Source organism: Collinsella sp. AF39-11AT (assembly GCF_003474585.1).
Taxonomy (GTDB): Bacteria; Actinomycetota; Coriobacteriia; order Coriobacteriales; family Coriobacteriaceae; genus Collinsella.
In genome coordinates this window covers 1-14,016 of the sequence record NZ_QROG01000001.1, presented here as the reverse complement: position 1 = coordinate 14,016, position 14,016 = coordinate 1, and the positions used below count along the sequence as shown (strand labels likewise).

General features: G+C 60.9%; 11 protein-coding genes. 9 read left to right on the top strand and 2 right to left on the bottom strand.

Features of this window, described 5'->3' with window-relative positions; genetic code table 11:
- Window positions 1–13 precede the first annotated feature (13 nt).
- From DW037_RS00055 to DW037_RS00035, 5 genes are all read left to right on the top strand, one after another.
- Window positions 14–955 carry a DNA-directed RNA polymerase subunit alpha gene (locus DW037_RS00055; protein WP_006235276.1) on the top strand — a complete coding sequence of 314 codons (942 nt, stop codon included), beginning with the start codon at window positions 14–16 and terminating at the stop codon, window positions 953–955.
- Between the two features lie 30 nt (window positions 956–985).
- The gene (gene rplQ, locus DW037_RS00050) at window positions 986–1,468 is read left to right on the top strand and encodes a 50S ribosomal protein L17 (protein WP_089573564.1); all 483 of its coding nucleotides are present in this window, start codon (window positions 986–988) and stop codon (window positions 1,466–1,468) included.
- A gap of 92 nt (window positions 1,469–1,560) precedes the next feature.
- On the top strand, window positions 1,561–2,385 hold the full coding sequence (gene truA / locus DW037_RS00045; protein WP_118372613.1) for a tRNA pseudouridine(38-40) synthase TruA: 825 nt from the start codon (window positions 1,561–1,563) through the stop codon (window positions 2,383–2,385).
- 194 nt (window positions 2,386–2,579) lie between these two features.
- Complete coding sequence (locus tag DW037_RS00040) at window positions 2,580–3,587, top strand: glycosyltransferase family 2 protein (protein ID WP_370448153.1); 1,008 nt, start codon at window positions 2,580–2,582, stop codon at window positions 3,585–3,587.
- Window positions 3,588–3,720: 133 nt separating this feature from the next.
- Entirely contained in the window at window positions 3,721–4,158 is a 438-nt protein-coding gene (locus tag DW037_RS00035; protein ID WP_006235280.1) for an arginine repressor, read from the top strand.
- Window positions 4,159–4,349: 191 nt separating this feature from the next.
- On the opposite strand, the gene DW037_RS00030 is transcribed toward DW037_RS00035, so the two are convergent.
- Window positions 4,350–6,557 carry a transglycosylase domain-containing protein gene (locus DW037_RS00030; RefSeq protein WP_118372611.1) on the bottom strand — a complete coding sequence of 736 codons (2,208 nt, stop codon included), beginning with the start codon at window positions 6,555–6,557 and terminating at the stop codon, window positions 4,350–4,352.
- Between the two features lie 162 nt (window positions 6,558–6,719).
- Here DW037_RS00030 and DW037_RS00025 point away from each other — a divergent pair, with 162 nt between their 5' ends.
- From DW037_RS00025 to DW037_RS00010, 4 genes are all read left to right on the top strand, one after another.
- Window positions 6,720–8,681, top strand: a complete 1,962-nt coding sequence (locus DW037_RS00025; RefSeq protein ID WP_158571885.1) for a U32 family peptidase — start codon at window positions 6,720–6,722, stop codon at window positions 8,679–8,681.
- A 97-nt stretch (window positions 8,682–8,778) separates the two neighbouring features.
- Window positions 8,779–9,990 (top strand): tyrosine--tRNA ligase, encoded by a 1,212-nt coding sequence (gene tyrS, locus DW037_RS00020; RefSeq protein ID WP_199578277.1) that lies wholly within the window; start codon window positions 8,779–8,781, stop codon window positions 9,988–9,990.
- 202 nt (window positions 9,991–10,192) lie between these two features.
- Entirely contained in the window at window positions 10,193–12,013 is a 1,821-nt protein-coding gene (locus DW037_RS00015) for an adenine deaminase (protein WP_118372609.1), read from the top strand.
- A gap of 205 nt (window positions 12,014–12,218) precedes the next feature.
- Window positions 12,219–13,013 carry a Cof-type HAD-IIB family hydrolase gene (locus tag DW037_RS00010; protein WP_118098921.1) on the top strand — a complete coding sequence of 265 codons (795 nt, stop codon included), beginning with the start codon at window positions 12,219–12,221 and terminating at the stop codon, window positions 13,011–13,013.
- Window positions 13,014–13,131: 118 nt separating this feature from the next.
- Here DW037_RS00010 and DW037_RS00005 read toward each other — a convergent pair whose 3' ends face one another.
- The gene (locus DW037_RS00005; protein ID WP_255413671.1) at window positions 13,132–13,995 is read right to left on the bottom strand and encodes a Cof-type HAD-IIB family hydrolase; all 864 of its coding nucleotides are present in this window, start codon (window positions 13,993–13,995) and stop codon (window positions 13,132–13,134) included.
- Between the last annotated feature and the right edge of the window lie 21 nt (window positions 13,996–14,016).

Genomic DNA, 14,016 nt, shown 5'->3' with positions numbered 1-14,016 from the left:
CTGGAGGTAATACATGTCAGAATTCATTAGGCCTCAGGTTCAGGTCGAAGAGATCAACGAGACGTCTGCTCGTGTCTCCGTCGAGCCGCTCGAGCGTGGTTACGGCGATACGCTGGGTAACTCCCTTCGTCGCGTTCTTCTGTCCTCGCTCGAGGGTGCCGCCGTCGAGGCTATTCAGATCGATGGTGCGCAGCACGAGTTCATGACCATCCCTAACATGGTCGAGGATGTCACCGACATCGTCCTGAATGTCAAGGGTCTTGTCTTCAGGGCTCTCGGCACGACCGACGAGGCGACCGCCACCATCTCGGTTGACGGCCCCTGCGAGGTAACCGGTGCGGACTTCTTTATTCCGTCCGAGTTTGAGCTGGTCAACCCCGAGCAGCACATCGCTACGCTCACCGAGGGTGGCCATCTCACCATGAGCATGCGCATCGGCTATGGCCGCGGCTATGTCTCTGGCGAGGCCAACAAGCGCGACAACGATCCCATCGGTGTGATCCACGTCGACTCGCTGTACTCGCCGGTTTCCCGTTGCGCCAAGCTCGTTGAGGCTTGCCGTGTCGGTCAGCACACCGACTACGACCGCCTTGTCCTCGAGATCGAGACCAACGGCTCCATCGCCCCGCGCGACGCCGTGGTCCAGGCTGCCAATATCATCAATCAGCATATGGCCGCCTTTATGAACCTTGCCGAGACCCCCGAGGTTGAGGAGGAGGCTTCGATCTTCGCTCCCGAGGTCACCAACGACAACGCCGAGCTGGACAAGCAGATCGAGGATCTGGACCTTTCCGTCCGTTCTTACAACTGCCTTAAGCGCGCCAGCATTCACTCGGTCCGTCAACTCGTTGAGTTCTCGGAGAACGATCTGCTCAACATCCGTAACTTCGGTGTTAAGTCGATCGAGGAAGTGAAGGACAAGCTTGAGTCCATGGGCCTGAGCCTGAAGGCTTAATGCTTCGCATATTTGAGGAGAAACTAGACCATGCGTCACAACGTTAAGAAGGGCCTGAAGCTCGGCACCGATGCGAGCCACACCAAGGCCATGAAGAAGAGCCTTGCTAAGGCCCTCTTCGAGAACGACCGCATCAAGACCACCGAGACCCGCGCTAAGGCGCTGCGTTCGGTCGTCGACCCGATCATCACTTGGGCCAAGAAGGGCGACCTGCACTCTCGTCGTCTGGCTATCGCCAAGCTCGGCGATAAGCAGCTCGTTGCCGAGATCTTCGACAAGGCTGCTCAGGGCATGTGGCAGGACCGCAACGGCGGTTACACCCGCATCATGAAGCTCGGTAACCGCAAGGGCGACAACGCTCCCATCGTTATCATGGAGCTCGTCACCGAGCCTTGCACGCCTAAGGCTAAGAAGGCTGCTCCGGCCCCCAAGAAGGCCGCTGCTCCCAAGAAGGTCGAGGCTGTCGAGGAGACCGCTGCCGAGGAGGCTCCTGCTGAGGAGACCGCTGAGTAGACATTCCGTCTGCATAGGCTATATTCGAGGGGTACGTTCGCGTACCCCTCTTTTTTTGTCGCGATACTGTTGCTTGTTTGTTGGGAGCGCCCATGACTGCGCCGTCTGATTTCAATTCGATTCTCGAGCTTGACGCTACCCTTGTATTCCGCGTCGCCTATGACGGCTCGTCGTATAGCGGGTTTGCCGAGCAGCCGGGACAGACGACGGTTGCGGGTGAGCTGCGTCGAGCCATCGAGACGCTGCTTCGCCGCCCGATCGATCTGACATGCGCAGGGCGTACCGATGCCGGCGTGCATGCCGTGGCTCAGTACATCAGCGTGCCCGTAACGGACGCTGAGCTCGCGTGTACGCGCCGTAGGTGGCTGCGGGCTATGGATGCCCTGCTGCCCAAAGATATCGCTATAAACGAGGTCTACAAGGCCCGTAAAGGCTTTTCTGCACGTTTTGACGCGCGTTCCCGTACGTATACGTACCGTATTGCCGATCGAGATACGCGCCCCGTGCTGTCCCGCGGTGCCGTGTGGTGGCATCGCTATCCCTTGGATGTTGAGGCAATGTCTGCTGCCTGCCCCGCGCTGCTGGGCGAGCAGGACTTTAAAAGCTTTTGCAAGGTTGCCTCGGCCGTTGGCAAGCCCACGCATCGCTGCGTGATGCGTGCCGAGTTTGGCCATGAGGTTGCGTTTGGCGAGGACATCCTGACGTTCACCATCGAGGGCAATGCGTTTCTGCATTCGATGGTCCGTACGATCGTGGGCACGCTTGTCGAGATTGGTATGCATCGCCATGAACCTGGGTGGATGCGTGAGGTCATCGATGCTTGCGACCGTACCGCTGCGGGCCCCACGGCTCCTGCCTGCGGCCTTACGTTTATGGGCGTGGATTACGATCCCGCCGAGCTTGTCGTGATCGACTAGGGGAGGGCTCGACGCGTCGTGCGTCGACACCTGTCATCTGTGGGCTGCGCGTGTGCAACATCTGTTCTTGGCGTGCAATACAACCGGTGTCTCATTGCTTTTATTGCCGGGGTGTACCATGAACGACAGTTTGATTCACTGCTGTCGAGAGGACGGATAACTTGGTTCGACGTGGCTCGCATCCGCGACTTTCGGTGATCCTTGTGGTAGAAGGTTCGCCCAGCTATGCGATGCGTGCGCTCGAGAGTATCCAGAACCAAGACCTCTATGATTTGCAGATTGTCGTTGTCTGCCGCGATGCTGCGCCCGGTGTACGCCATTCGCTTCAAGTTGCTGCCGACAGGGACATCCATATTGATTTGATTGACGTCGAGGACGCTAAGCGCGGCGCTTGTCTTCGTGCCGGTTTTGATGCCTCGCGCGGCTCTCAAATCATCGCCATGAACGCCGATGAGTGGTTTGCTCCGCACGCCCTTTCCAAGATGGTCGATATCGCGTGCAATACTGCGGCAGACATAGTCTTCCCCACGGTGTCGCTCGACCGCTATGATGCACATCGAGAGCGCCATTCGCGCGTCTTGGATGCTACTCATATTTCCATTGATAGCGAATCTTCGATGGTGGCCGGGCTGCCTCAGTTGATTTTAGGTGGCTTGGTTGCTCAAGTCTCTGGCGTGATGTACACCCGTCCGCTGTTTGAAGCATGCCTTTTGTGCGATAAGACGTTTCGCACTGTTGGGTTTATGGCGTGTGCGCTCTCGCAGGCACAGCACGTCTCCGGATGCGGCGACGCTTGTTTCCACGCGGCGGCGCCTAAGCTTACAGATGCCTTTGATCCCACCATGTATGCCAAGGTATCCGATGACACCCGAGCGCTCGATGAGCTTGCGGACTCACTCTCGGAAGCAGATAGCGGTGGTTGGCTCATGCTGGCAAGCCAGAAGTTCTACTTTGCCGGACTGGTCGCCTGCATCGAGAATTTGTGTCTGAGCCCGCATGGGGTGTCATCAATTGAACGCTCCGCCCGTATGCGTGATATGCTTGAGGCACCCCGAACTCGTCAGATGGTTGCGGCGCTTAAGGATGACCACCGCGGACTCGGTTTGTTGTTTGGGCCAATTGCAAGCGCGAAGCCTACGCGTTGCGTGATGTATACGCATTTGGCTGCTTTTCTTAACCGAACTGGTGCCAAAACTGCCTAGGGGCGCTCATTTCGAAACAAACTTGCATGGAATTGTTTCGAAATGCGTTCTTATACACAAAAGCTTTCAAATAGCGTTAAACTATTCAATCATTGATTGATTGTCTCCGCCATCTTTTGGAGTGAGGGTTTGTATGGCTAAAAAACGCAATGGGCGCCAGGATGCCATTAGAGATATTGTGCGCAATAAGGACGTCCGCACGCAGCGCGTGCTGGTCGATGAGCTCCGCGCTATGGGCTTTGATTGCACGCAGGCGACTGTCTCTCGCGATATTGCCGATATGGGGCTGCGTAAGCTCCCTGAGGGCATCTATGTTCTGGCAGAGGACCTGCACCTGCAGCGTATGGTTTCCGAGCTCGTAACGGGCGTTCTGCGCACCGATAATCTGGTTATGATCAAGGCTCAGCCTGGCACGGCTTCCGGCATCGCCGCCGCCGTTGATGCGGCAGAGTTGCCCGATGTGCTTGGCTCGCTTGCCGGCAACGATACGATTTTGGTTATTGCCCAGACGGCCGAGGACGGCGAGCGTCTCGAGGCGCTGATCAATAAGCTGAGCAATTCTCGCAAGTAGGCGTGCGGGTCGTGCGCTTGGCCCTGCGTGCGCTGACATAGTGGCTTGTAAGGGGTATCGACGTTGGTCGGTACCCCCCCCTTTTTTTGTTTGCAGGCATAAAGACCGCCCACCAGGTCGCTTTAAACTAAAAGGCCCCCGAGCAGTTAATAAGCTGCTCGGGGGCCTTGTTGCTTATGGCCGGATGATTTCTAGCCGACCGTATCGTCAGGCGTGGGCGAGGGGTCGGGAGTGGGCGTAGGCGAGGGGTCGGGAGTGGGCGTAGGCGTGCCGCCATCGCCGCCGGTCGAACCACCAGTGGAGCCGTCCGTCGAGCCACCGGTCGTACCGGTGCCGCCGGTGGTGTCGCCGCCTGTGGTCTCGGTGGTCGTGGTCGTTGTGGTCGTCGTGGTGGTGGTTTCCTCTTCGTCCTTGTCTTCGTCCTCGTCGCTTTCCGTCTTCTTGGTGTTGTTGGTGCCGTAGAACTTCCAGACGTTATTGTTCTTGTACGTGGGGGCCGTTCCGGTCGGGAACTCCTCGCGCTCGGTTCCGGCCAAAACAGTGTTCATGAACTTCTTAAAGACGGGCAGGTTGGTGCTGTCGCCCAGCAGGTCCGTACCGTACTTTTGGATGGGAATCTCGCCTGCGGAATAACCGGTCCACAGGGCGCATGCCAGTTGCGGCGTGTAGCCGCAGAACCACAGGTTGGTGGTGTTGTCAGTGGTACCTGTCTTGCCGGCATAGGGCTGGTTGACGCTCGGTGCGCCGGCGGCACCCGTGCCACTGCCCTGCATGACGCCGGATAGAACGTCGGTAACCGCGGCAGCCTCGCCTTCGGTGAGCACCTGCGTGGGATTGTCGGTGTGCTGGTACAGAACCGAGCCGGTACGCGAGTCGATCTCGGTGATGGCGATCGGCTGGCGATAATGGCCGCCGTTGGCAAAAGTGGCGTAGGCCGATGCCATCTCGAGCGGCGAGATGGACCCGGTGCCGAGCGTCATGACGGGAACGTCCTCGATATTGTCCTTGGCGGGGTCGATGCCGAGCTTTTTGACGAGCGACATGATCTTGTTGTTGCCGATGGCTTCTGCCACCTGAATGTAGCCGGTGTTGGATGAGTATGCCGTTGCCTGCTTAAGCGTGATGTTGCCATGGCTCTGGTTGGCATAGTTTTGCACCTTGGTCGTAGTGCCCTTGGCTGTAAGAGGCGAGTTGCAGTTGAGGGTGACGTTGGGGTTCATACCGTTTTGGATGGCAGTTGCCAGCGTAAAGGCCTTAAACGTGGAGCCCACGGGGCGCTTTGCCGTAGCGTGGTTCACGTGATTCTCGTCGGCGTTGTAGTCGTAGCCGCCCACCATGCACTTGATGTAGCCGGTCTTGGGGTCTACGACGACCATGCCCATGTCCAGGCCGTCGAGCGAAAGCGTGTCGAGCTGCGAGCGCACAGCCTCCTCGGCCACCTGTTGCATGGTGGGGTCGATGGTGGTCTTGACGGTCAGGCCGCCCTTAAAGAGCACGTCGGTCGAGAACTCCTGCTCCAGCAGCTGCTTAACATAGGCGACAAAGTAGGGCTGCGAGTATATGTCGACGCCGCTGCCCGAAATCTCGGTCACGTTGAGGGTGATGGGCTCGGCCTGTGCGGCATCGTGCTCCTCCTGCGTGATGTGGCCCAGGCGCAACATGTTGTCAAGGACCTTGTTGCGACGGGACAGCGCCAGGTCGGGGTTGACCGTGGGGTCGTACTGCGAGGGCGAGTTGGGAAGGCCGATGAGCAGCGCGGCCTCGCTGAGGGTGAGGTCGGCGGCGCTCTTGGACAGATAGGTCTCGGCTGCGGCCTCGATGCCGTAGGCGCCGTGGCCGTAATAGATGGTGTTGAGGTACATCATGAGGATCTCGTCTTTGGAGTACATGTCCTCCATCTTGACGGCGATGTAGGCCTCGCGCACCTTACGCTCGATGGTCGAGTCGAACTGCTCCTCCTGCAGGATGGTGTTGCGCACCAGCTGCTGGGTGATAGTCGAGGCGCCTTCGTGCCCGCCGCCGAGGGTTGCCACCGCAGCACGCGCGATACCCCACAGGTCGATACCGCCGTGCTCGTAGAAGCGCTCGTCCTCGACGTCAACGGTGCCCTGCAGCACGTAGGGGGAGACCTCGTCCTTGGTGATGGACTTGCGGTTTTGCGTGTAGAAGCTCGCGATCTTGTTGCCGTTGCAGTCGACGATCTCGGTGGGCTCGCTCACCAGATACGCGTTGGCGTCGGTGTAGTCGGGCAGATCGGACAGCCAGCGGTTGACGTTGCCGACCATGCCGATGCCAAATGCCACGCCCGCGATAAGCAGAAAGCCCAAAAACGAGAGCAGGATTATGGGCAGGGCATGCGTCTTTGAACGGCTGCGTCCCTGTCGTTGGCGAGGACCCATATATTGACCTCCAGGTATGTCGTGCCGGACGGTGGATGTGCCGTCGGGGCAGGATGGACATAAGTTATTACACGATAAACCAAACGGGGCGCGCGAGGCCTCGTGTATGCTGGAAGACGGCATTTTTCAGAGTGAATGCATACCTTGGTAAGGAGTTTGCCGATGGCGATTCGGACGATGGGGCCGAGCGGACAATACGAGACTGGATTGGATGGTGCCGGTGCGGCGCTGCCCGAGCTGCTGGCGCCGGCGGGCGGACTCGACCAGATGCTTGCGGCCATCGCCGCGGGCGCCGATGCCATCTATGCGGGGTTGGGCGACTTTAACGCCCGTGTGAGCGCCCATGGCTTTACGGATGACGAGTTTGCGCGCGGTTGTGCCGTGGCGCATGCCCATGGCGTGCGTGTGTACGTGACGCTCAACGTGTTCGTGTTTGACGATGAGTTGTCCGACGCGGCGGCGTTGGGAGCTCATGCACTGGAGCTGGGCGCCGATGCCCTGATTGTTGCCGATGCCGGATTGGCGTGCGCGCTGCGTGCGGCGATTCCTGGCGTCGAGATTCACCTGTCCACGCAGGCGGGCGTTCATAGCGAAGGCGCCGTGCGGCTTGCCGCCGATGAGCTGGGGGTCGAGCGCGTGACGACGGCACGCGAGCTGACGGTCGACGAGATTGCCTCCTTGTGCGGTACGGGCGTGCCTATCGAGGTGTTCTGCCACGGGGCCATCTGCATTGGCTACTCGGGTGCTTGTGAGTTCTCAGCCCTGAGACGCGGGCGCTCGGCGATGCGCGGGGACTGCACACAGCCGTGCCGCCTGGCGTACGACCTAGTGGACGAGGCGGGGGAGAGCGTCGTCGCCGTTGAGGGGGACCGTCTGCTGTGTCCGCGTGATTACCTGGGCATTGCGCACCTGCCCGAGCTTGTTGCCGCCGGCGTGGCGTCGCTCAAGATCGAGGGTCGCATGAAGAATCCCGACTATGTCTTTAACGTGGTGAGGGCGTGGCGTCACGCGCTCGATATGCTGCGCGACGGCACGTGGGATGCCAATGCGGTGCCGGCGCTTGAACGAGAGCTGGGAAGGTCGTTTAACCGTGGGTTTACCGATGCGTACCTGCGAGGGCGTTCGGGCGCCGAGCTTATGAGCTTTGAGCGTGCAATCAACCAGGGCGTGCGCGTGGGGCGCTTGGTCGCTGTGGGCCACGAAGAGGTGGCCGTTGAGCTCGACGCCGCCGTGGCGGCGGGTGACACGCTCGAGATTCGGTTCTATCCGGGTGTCGACGCGCGTCCCGATGTGCCCAAGCGCTGGCCGCAGGTGCCCTGCCCGGTGAGTGCCGCGGCGGGGGAACGCGTTGTCGTGCATTGCAAGCGTAAGGTGGACACGGGCTGCGAGGTGTACCTGATTCGCAGCGCCGGCGTGTTGGATCAGACGGCGGCGGTGTTGGAGCGCATGCGGGCCGAGGCAGATGCGATTGCGCCCGTTGCGCGTGCCGTTGAGGTACTGCCCTTTGAGGACGTTGCGGTGGATGGCGGTGCGTCGACGGAGTTGGTGGAGTGCGCGGTTCCCGCTCGCATGGTTTTTGCTTGGCAGCTGATGGATGCCGACCCGCGCGGAGAACTCGATTTGTCCGACGCCGTTGTGGTGCTCGACGAGGTGTGCCGCACGGGTGACGCTGACCGGACCCGCTCACTGATGCAGCGTGCCGGGCGCGTCGTCTGCCGCAACCTGGGGCAGGTGGTGATCGCTCGCGAGCTGGGCGTGACGTTTGACGTGGCGGCGCCGGTGTTCTGTGCGAACCGGACTACGCTTGCCTGGCTACGTGGGCTCGGCGCGGGTCGGGTGTACTTGCCGGCCGAGTTGCTCGGCAATGATGCGGAGCGTATTGCCGAACTGACGGCCGAACTTGGTGTTCTGGGCCCCGTCGATGCCGACCGCACCGAGCTCATGGTGTGCGAGCACTGCCTGCTGACCGCCGAGGGGGCTTGCGCCACCGATGCGGCGCAAGCCGGGGCATGTTGTCACGATTGCATGCGTCGTCGGCAGGCGCGCTATCTGGTTGAGCGGGATGGCACGCGTTTGCCAGTTGCCATCGATGCACGCGGCAGGACGAGGATTTTCCTGACATAGGTGCCGCGTCGCGCCGTTTTGGTTATCATAAGTGAGTTTATGAACTTCCAGCACCGCCGTATCCGGTGAGGGTGCTATAGCAAAAGGAGGATACCCAATGCTGTCTGTTGACGAGCAAATGCGTATCATCACCTCGGGCGCTGCGAAGATCGTCCCCGAGGCCGACCTTCGCAAGAAGCTTGAGAAGGGCGAGCCCCTCAACATCAAGCTCGGCGTCGACCCCACCAGCCCCGATCTGCACCTGGGCCATGCCGTGCCGCTGCGCAAGATGCGCCAGTTCCAGGACCTGGGCCACAACGTCACCCTTATCATCGGCAACGGCACCGCGCTGATCGGCGACCCCTCGGGCAAGAACTCCACGCGTCCGCAGCTTTCGCAGGAGCAGATCGAGGCCAACGCCGAGACCTATGTGAGCCAGGCCATGAAGATCCTGGACCCCGAGAAGACCACCATCGTGCACAACGGCGATTGGATCCTTTCGATGGATCTGGCCGGCCTGCTGCAGGTGTGCTCCAAGTTTACCGTCGCCCGCATCCTTGAGCGCGACGACTTTACCAAGCGCTACCAGTCCCAGACGCCGATCGCCCTGCACGAGTTCCTGTACCCCGTGATGCAGGCCTTCGACTCCGTTCAGATTAAGGCCGACGTGGAGATGGGCGGCACCGACCAGCTCTTTAACCTGCTCGCCGGCCGCGAGCTTATGGAGAAGATGGGCATGGAGCCGCAGATCGCGCTTACCATGCCGCTGCTCGAGGGCACCGACGGCGTGCGCAAGATGTCCAAGTCCTATGGCAACTACATCGGCCTGACCGATGCTCCCAAGGATATGTTCGGCAAGACCATGTCCATCCCCGACGAGATGATTGGCAAGTACTATCGTCTGGCCAGTTCGCTCACCCCGGCCGAGGTCGACAAGATCGATGCTGCTCTGGCCGATGGCTCTGCCGACCCCTACGAGCTCAAGCGCGCTCTTGGCCGCGACCTGTGCGACACCTACCACGGCGCCGGTGCCGGCGACGAGGCTCAGGCCGAGTTCGACCGCGTGTTCAAGGAGGGGCAGCTTGCCGACTTCCCCGAGAAGCACGTTGAGCTGACCGTCAACGACGAGGGCCAGATCTACCTCGCTGGCCTGCTCAAGGACCTGGGCCTTTCGGCCAGCGCCGGCCAGGCCCGCCGCGATATCGACGGCGGCGGTGTCAAGATCAACGGCAAGGCCGTGGCTCCCAAGAGCTACAACATCGACCCCAGCGCCCTCAAGCTGGGCGACATCCTCTCCGTAGGCAAGCGCAAAGGATTTAAGTTGGTCTAACGAGTAAGTTAACCTCACAGAATGAGAGTGGATAATCTTCCGTTTTTGGCCTGTTTGTGGGCTCAAAGTGGGAGATTATCCGCTCTCGTCATTTGCAGGGGGTGTATTGCTGTCCCATCGTTTGGGCATACAATGGCTATTGGTTTGCTGCGGTGAAGGTCTGTCCGCCCTGCAGCTTTTTTCTACGGTTAAAGGAGTATGTATGTCCGTTGAGGTCATGAGGTCTGTGATCGACGCTGCCGAGGGTCGCGTGCCCGTCGACACGCTGTTTACCAATGCGCAGATTGTCGACGTATATGGCCAGCGCGTGGCACCCGGTAGCGTTGCCGTCAAGGATGGCGTAATCGTCGGCGTGCTCTACGACGGTCGCGACGATGCCGCCGGCACCTACGAGGCGACCGAGGTTATCGACTGCCAGGGCCGCTATCTTGCTCCCGGCTTTATTGACGGGCACCTGCATATCGAGTCTTCGAACATCCGTCCCGCCGAGTATGCTCGCATGGCCGCGACGCGCGGTACTACCACCGCCATTGCCGACAGCCACGAGATTGCCAATGTTGCCGGTCTCGACGGCTTGCGCTTTATGATCGAGGATGGTCGCCGCGCACCCATCTCCATCAAGTACATGATGCCTTCGTGCGTGCCCGCACTGCCCGATGAGCAGGCCGGTGCCGTTATTTCGGCCGCCGATATGCAGGCGTTTTTTGCCGAGCATCCGGGTGATGTCTTTGGCCTGGGCGAGATGATGAACCTGCCGGGTGTCTTTATGGCCGACCCCGAGACCTGCGCTCGCATCGATGCTGCCAACCAGACACCGTCCAAGCAGGTTGACGGTCATGCTCCGCTTGTTGCCGGCAAGGATCTCAACGCCTATGCCGCGGCGGGTATTATCGCCGACCACGAGTCGACGATTCCCGAGGAAGCGCTCGACAAGCTATCCCGCGGCATGTATGTCATGCTGCGCGAGGGCACCTGCAGCCATGATCTTGCCAACCTGTCGCCTATGCTGCTGGAAAACCCCGCCCGTGCTCGCCGCTGCTGCTTTGCGACCGACGACCGCGCTCCCTCCGACGCGCTTTCGACCGGCATGATCGACAACGCCTGCCGCGTGGCCATCGAGGCCGGCATCGACCCGGTGGTCGCCATCTCCATGGCGTCCCTTTCCACGGCCGAGGCCTTTGGCCTGGACCACGGTTGCCGCGATCCGCATGAGCTCCGCGGCGCCATCGCTCCGGGCAAGCGTGCCGACCTGCTGGTGCTCAACGATCTGACGTTTGCCACGGCCCCGCATCGCGTATATGCCGCCGGTGCTCTGGTGGCGCAGGATGGCACCTTTGTGGGCGAGATCGCACCCGAGATGGCCGAGGTTGCGGCCCTTGCCGATGAGCTGCGCGCCTCTGTTAAGCTGCCGAAGCTTTCGCTCGACGTTTTCGACTATGCCTTTAAGCCGGGCGAGGCTGTGATTGACGTGGTGCCGGGTAAGGCCATCACGGGTATGGCTCGCCCCGAGAGCGCCGAGGGCCTGCGCCGCATTATGCTGATTGAGCGCCATGGCCGCGGCGTGTCGCTGCAAGCCGAGGGCGTCGACGGCGACGGCCCCGCTGGCCTGGGCCTGGTCGGCAAGCATATCGGTCGCGGCTGGGTGCGCGGTTTCACCATCACCGGTGGTGCCATTGCCTCCACGATCGGCCACGACTCGCACAACGTGTGCGTGGTGGGCGACAACGCCGCCGATATGATGGCTGCTGTTGAGGCCGTGGGCCAGGGCGGTCACGTGCTGGTGCGCAACGGCGAGGTCGTGGCGCGCATTCCGCTGGCGCTCGGTGGCCTGATGAGCGAGGGCACGGCCGAGGATGTCGCAGCGCAGCACGACGACTTTATGGTCAAGGCGCGCGCCATGGGTATTGAGCCGCCGCTCGACCCCATCATGGGCATCATCTTCCTGCCCCTGCCGGTCATCCCGACGCTCCGCATCCGCCCCGAGGGCATGTTCGACGTCACGACCTTCACCTACGCCGACTAATCATCGGGACGTTCTTAAACGACTAGTCGCTGGGGACACTCTTTGGCGTGTCGCCTGACGCCGCGACCGTGGGCTCTCTGGTGCGCGTGAGCTATTTGCCAGGTCTATGTAACGTTTATGACTGCGGGGTCTTATTTGAGCTCCCTTTGGGTACGTTGGAATCGGATACACGTTCGATTCCAGCAAGCCCGAAGGGAGCTTTTCTATGTTTAAGCTGATTGCATCCGATATGGACGGCACACTGCTTGACGAAAATGGCCAGGTGCCTCCCGAGACCTACGAACTGATCCTGGCACTACGCGAGCATGGCGTGCATTTTGCCGCGTCGTCAGGCCGCCGCTACGATCGCCTGTGCGAGTTCTTTGCGCCCGTTCGCGACAAAATGGACTTTGTCGCAGCTAACGGTGCCCAGGTCTACGCCGACGGCAAAATGGTAGGCCGTGAGGTGTATTCGCACCTGGCGATTCGAAAGCTAGCCCAGGCCGTCGCGACGTTTCCCAATCTGCATCTTGCACTCTTTGACCGAACCAAGTCCTTCTTGCTCGATGACGAGAGTAAGTTCGTGCGCGAGGTGGATAAGGACCTTCCCAATGCCGAGCGCATTTGGGAGCTGCCCGATCCCAGCGTAAATATCATCAAGGCGAGTATCTTTTGCGATGATGGTGCCGTTATGGACAGCGCTTACGTACTGCAGCGCGAGCTCGGCCAGTTCTTTACCTTTGCGCCTTCGGGCAACGCGTGGATCGATGCCATGCAGCCCGGCGTGTCGAAGGCCTCTGGCATCGCGCAGCTCGCGGAGCATTACGGCATTGGGCGCGATGAGATCATGGCATTTGGCGACTCGATGAACGACTACGAGATCATTCGCTTTGTCGGCACGGGCTGCGCGATGGAAAACGCGCGCCCCGCGCTCAAGGCAGTCGCCGATCGCGTGGTGGGGTGCAACCGCGACCACGCCGTCCAGCAGGAGCTCCGTCGCGTGCTGGAGAGTCTCGCCTAATTCGGCAGATGGGGACAGTCCTTGCAGCGCCCCGCGAAGAGTGCCCCCAACGACTACTGTGACCAGGGTAGCTAAAAAAGCCCCGTCCCAAATTAGCTACCCTGCCGGGTTGCTGCTGCTAGGCGAGGGCGGCCATGACGGCGCGGGCGACGCCGTCGTGGTCGTTGTCGTATTCGGTGATGGCGCCGGCGGCTTCGCGGTCCTCGGGCTCGGCATTGATCATCGCCGTACCGTGGCCCGCTGCCTGCAGCATGGGGATGTCGTTGATGTTGTCGCCGAACGCCCAGGCGTCGGCGAGAGGCTCGCCCAGATGTCCACATAGCCAAGCCAATGCCGTTCCCTTGGTGGCGCCCCCGCCCATGACCTCGATATTCATGGCGTACGAACGCGTGACCTCAATGCCTTCGAGTGTGTCGAGCGCCGCCACGATAGCATCGCGGTCGGCTGAGTCGTGCCAGTACATGGCGATGCGTTCGAGCACCTCGACCTCGTCGATTTTGCTGTCGATATCCATGTCGATCGGCGTTCGCGTGCGCTTGAGCGAAGCCGCGATGTGAGGATCTCCGCCGCAGAATTCGTCCAGGCGCGTGTAGAGCGAGCGGGGGAGGAAGCACCGCCCGTCCGCGAAGATATCGAAGGTCACATCGTGGCCGGCGGCAATGCTATGGACGCGGTGGGCGATGGCGCGGTCGAGCGGTCGGCTCAATATGCGCGTGGCGCGTGAGGCATCGGTGGGCACATCCTCGTCGAGCTGCCAGACGCTAGCGCCATTGGCGCAGACTGCGTAGTGCACGGCAGGATGGGCGAGGATGGCCTCAAAGACGCCCGACAGCGGACGCCCCGTGCACGGTACAAACTCAATGCCGCGACGTGCGAGCTCGTCGAGCATCGTCCAGGTGGCGTCGCTCATCTGCTTGTCACTCGTCAACAGTGTTCCATCCATATCGGAAAAAACAAGAGGCTTCGGTAGTTTGTGTGACAAGGGGCTAGCCTAGGCAGCAAC

Bases quoted from the DNA above. Each gene is read 5' to 3' on its own strand.
- DW037_RS00055 (WP_006235276.1), top strand. From the start codon at position 14: ATGTCAGAATTCATTAGGCCTCAGGTTCAGGTCGAAGAGATCAACGAG.
- rplQ (WP_089573564.1), top strand. From the start codon at position 986: ATGCGTCACAACGTTAAGAAGGGCCTGAAGCTCGGCACCGATGCGAGC.
- truA (WP_118372613.1), top strand. From the start codon at position 1,561: ATGACTGCGCCGTCTGATTTCAATTCGATTCTCGAGCTTGACGCTACC.
- DW037_RS00035 (WP_006235280.1), top strand. From the start codon at position 3,721: ATGGCTAAAAAACGCAATGGGCGCCAGGATGCCATTAGAGATATTGTG.
- DW037_RS00030 (WP_118372611.1), bottom strand. From the start codon at position 6,557: ATGGGTCCTCGCCAACGACAGGGACGCAGCCGTTCAAAGACGCATGCC.
- DW037_RS00025 (WP_158571885.1), top strand. From the start codon at position 6,720: ATGGCGATTCGGACGATGGGGCCGAGCGGACAATACGAGACTGGATTG.
- tyrS (WP_199578277.1), top strand. From the start codon at position 8,779: ATGCTGTCTGTTGACGAGCAAATGCGTATCATCACCTCGGGCGCTGCG.
- DW037_RS00015 (WP_118372609.1), top strand. From the start codon at position 10,193: ATGTCCGTTGAGGTCATGAGGTCTGTGATCGACGCTGCCGAGGGTCGC.
- DW037_RS00010 (WP_118098921.1), top strand. From the start codon at position 12,219: ATGTTTAAGCTGATTGCATCCGATATGGACGGCACACTGCTTGACGAA.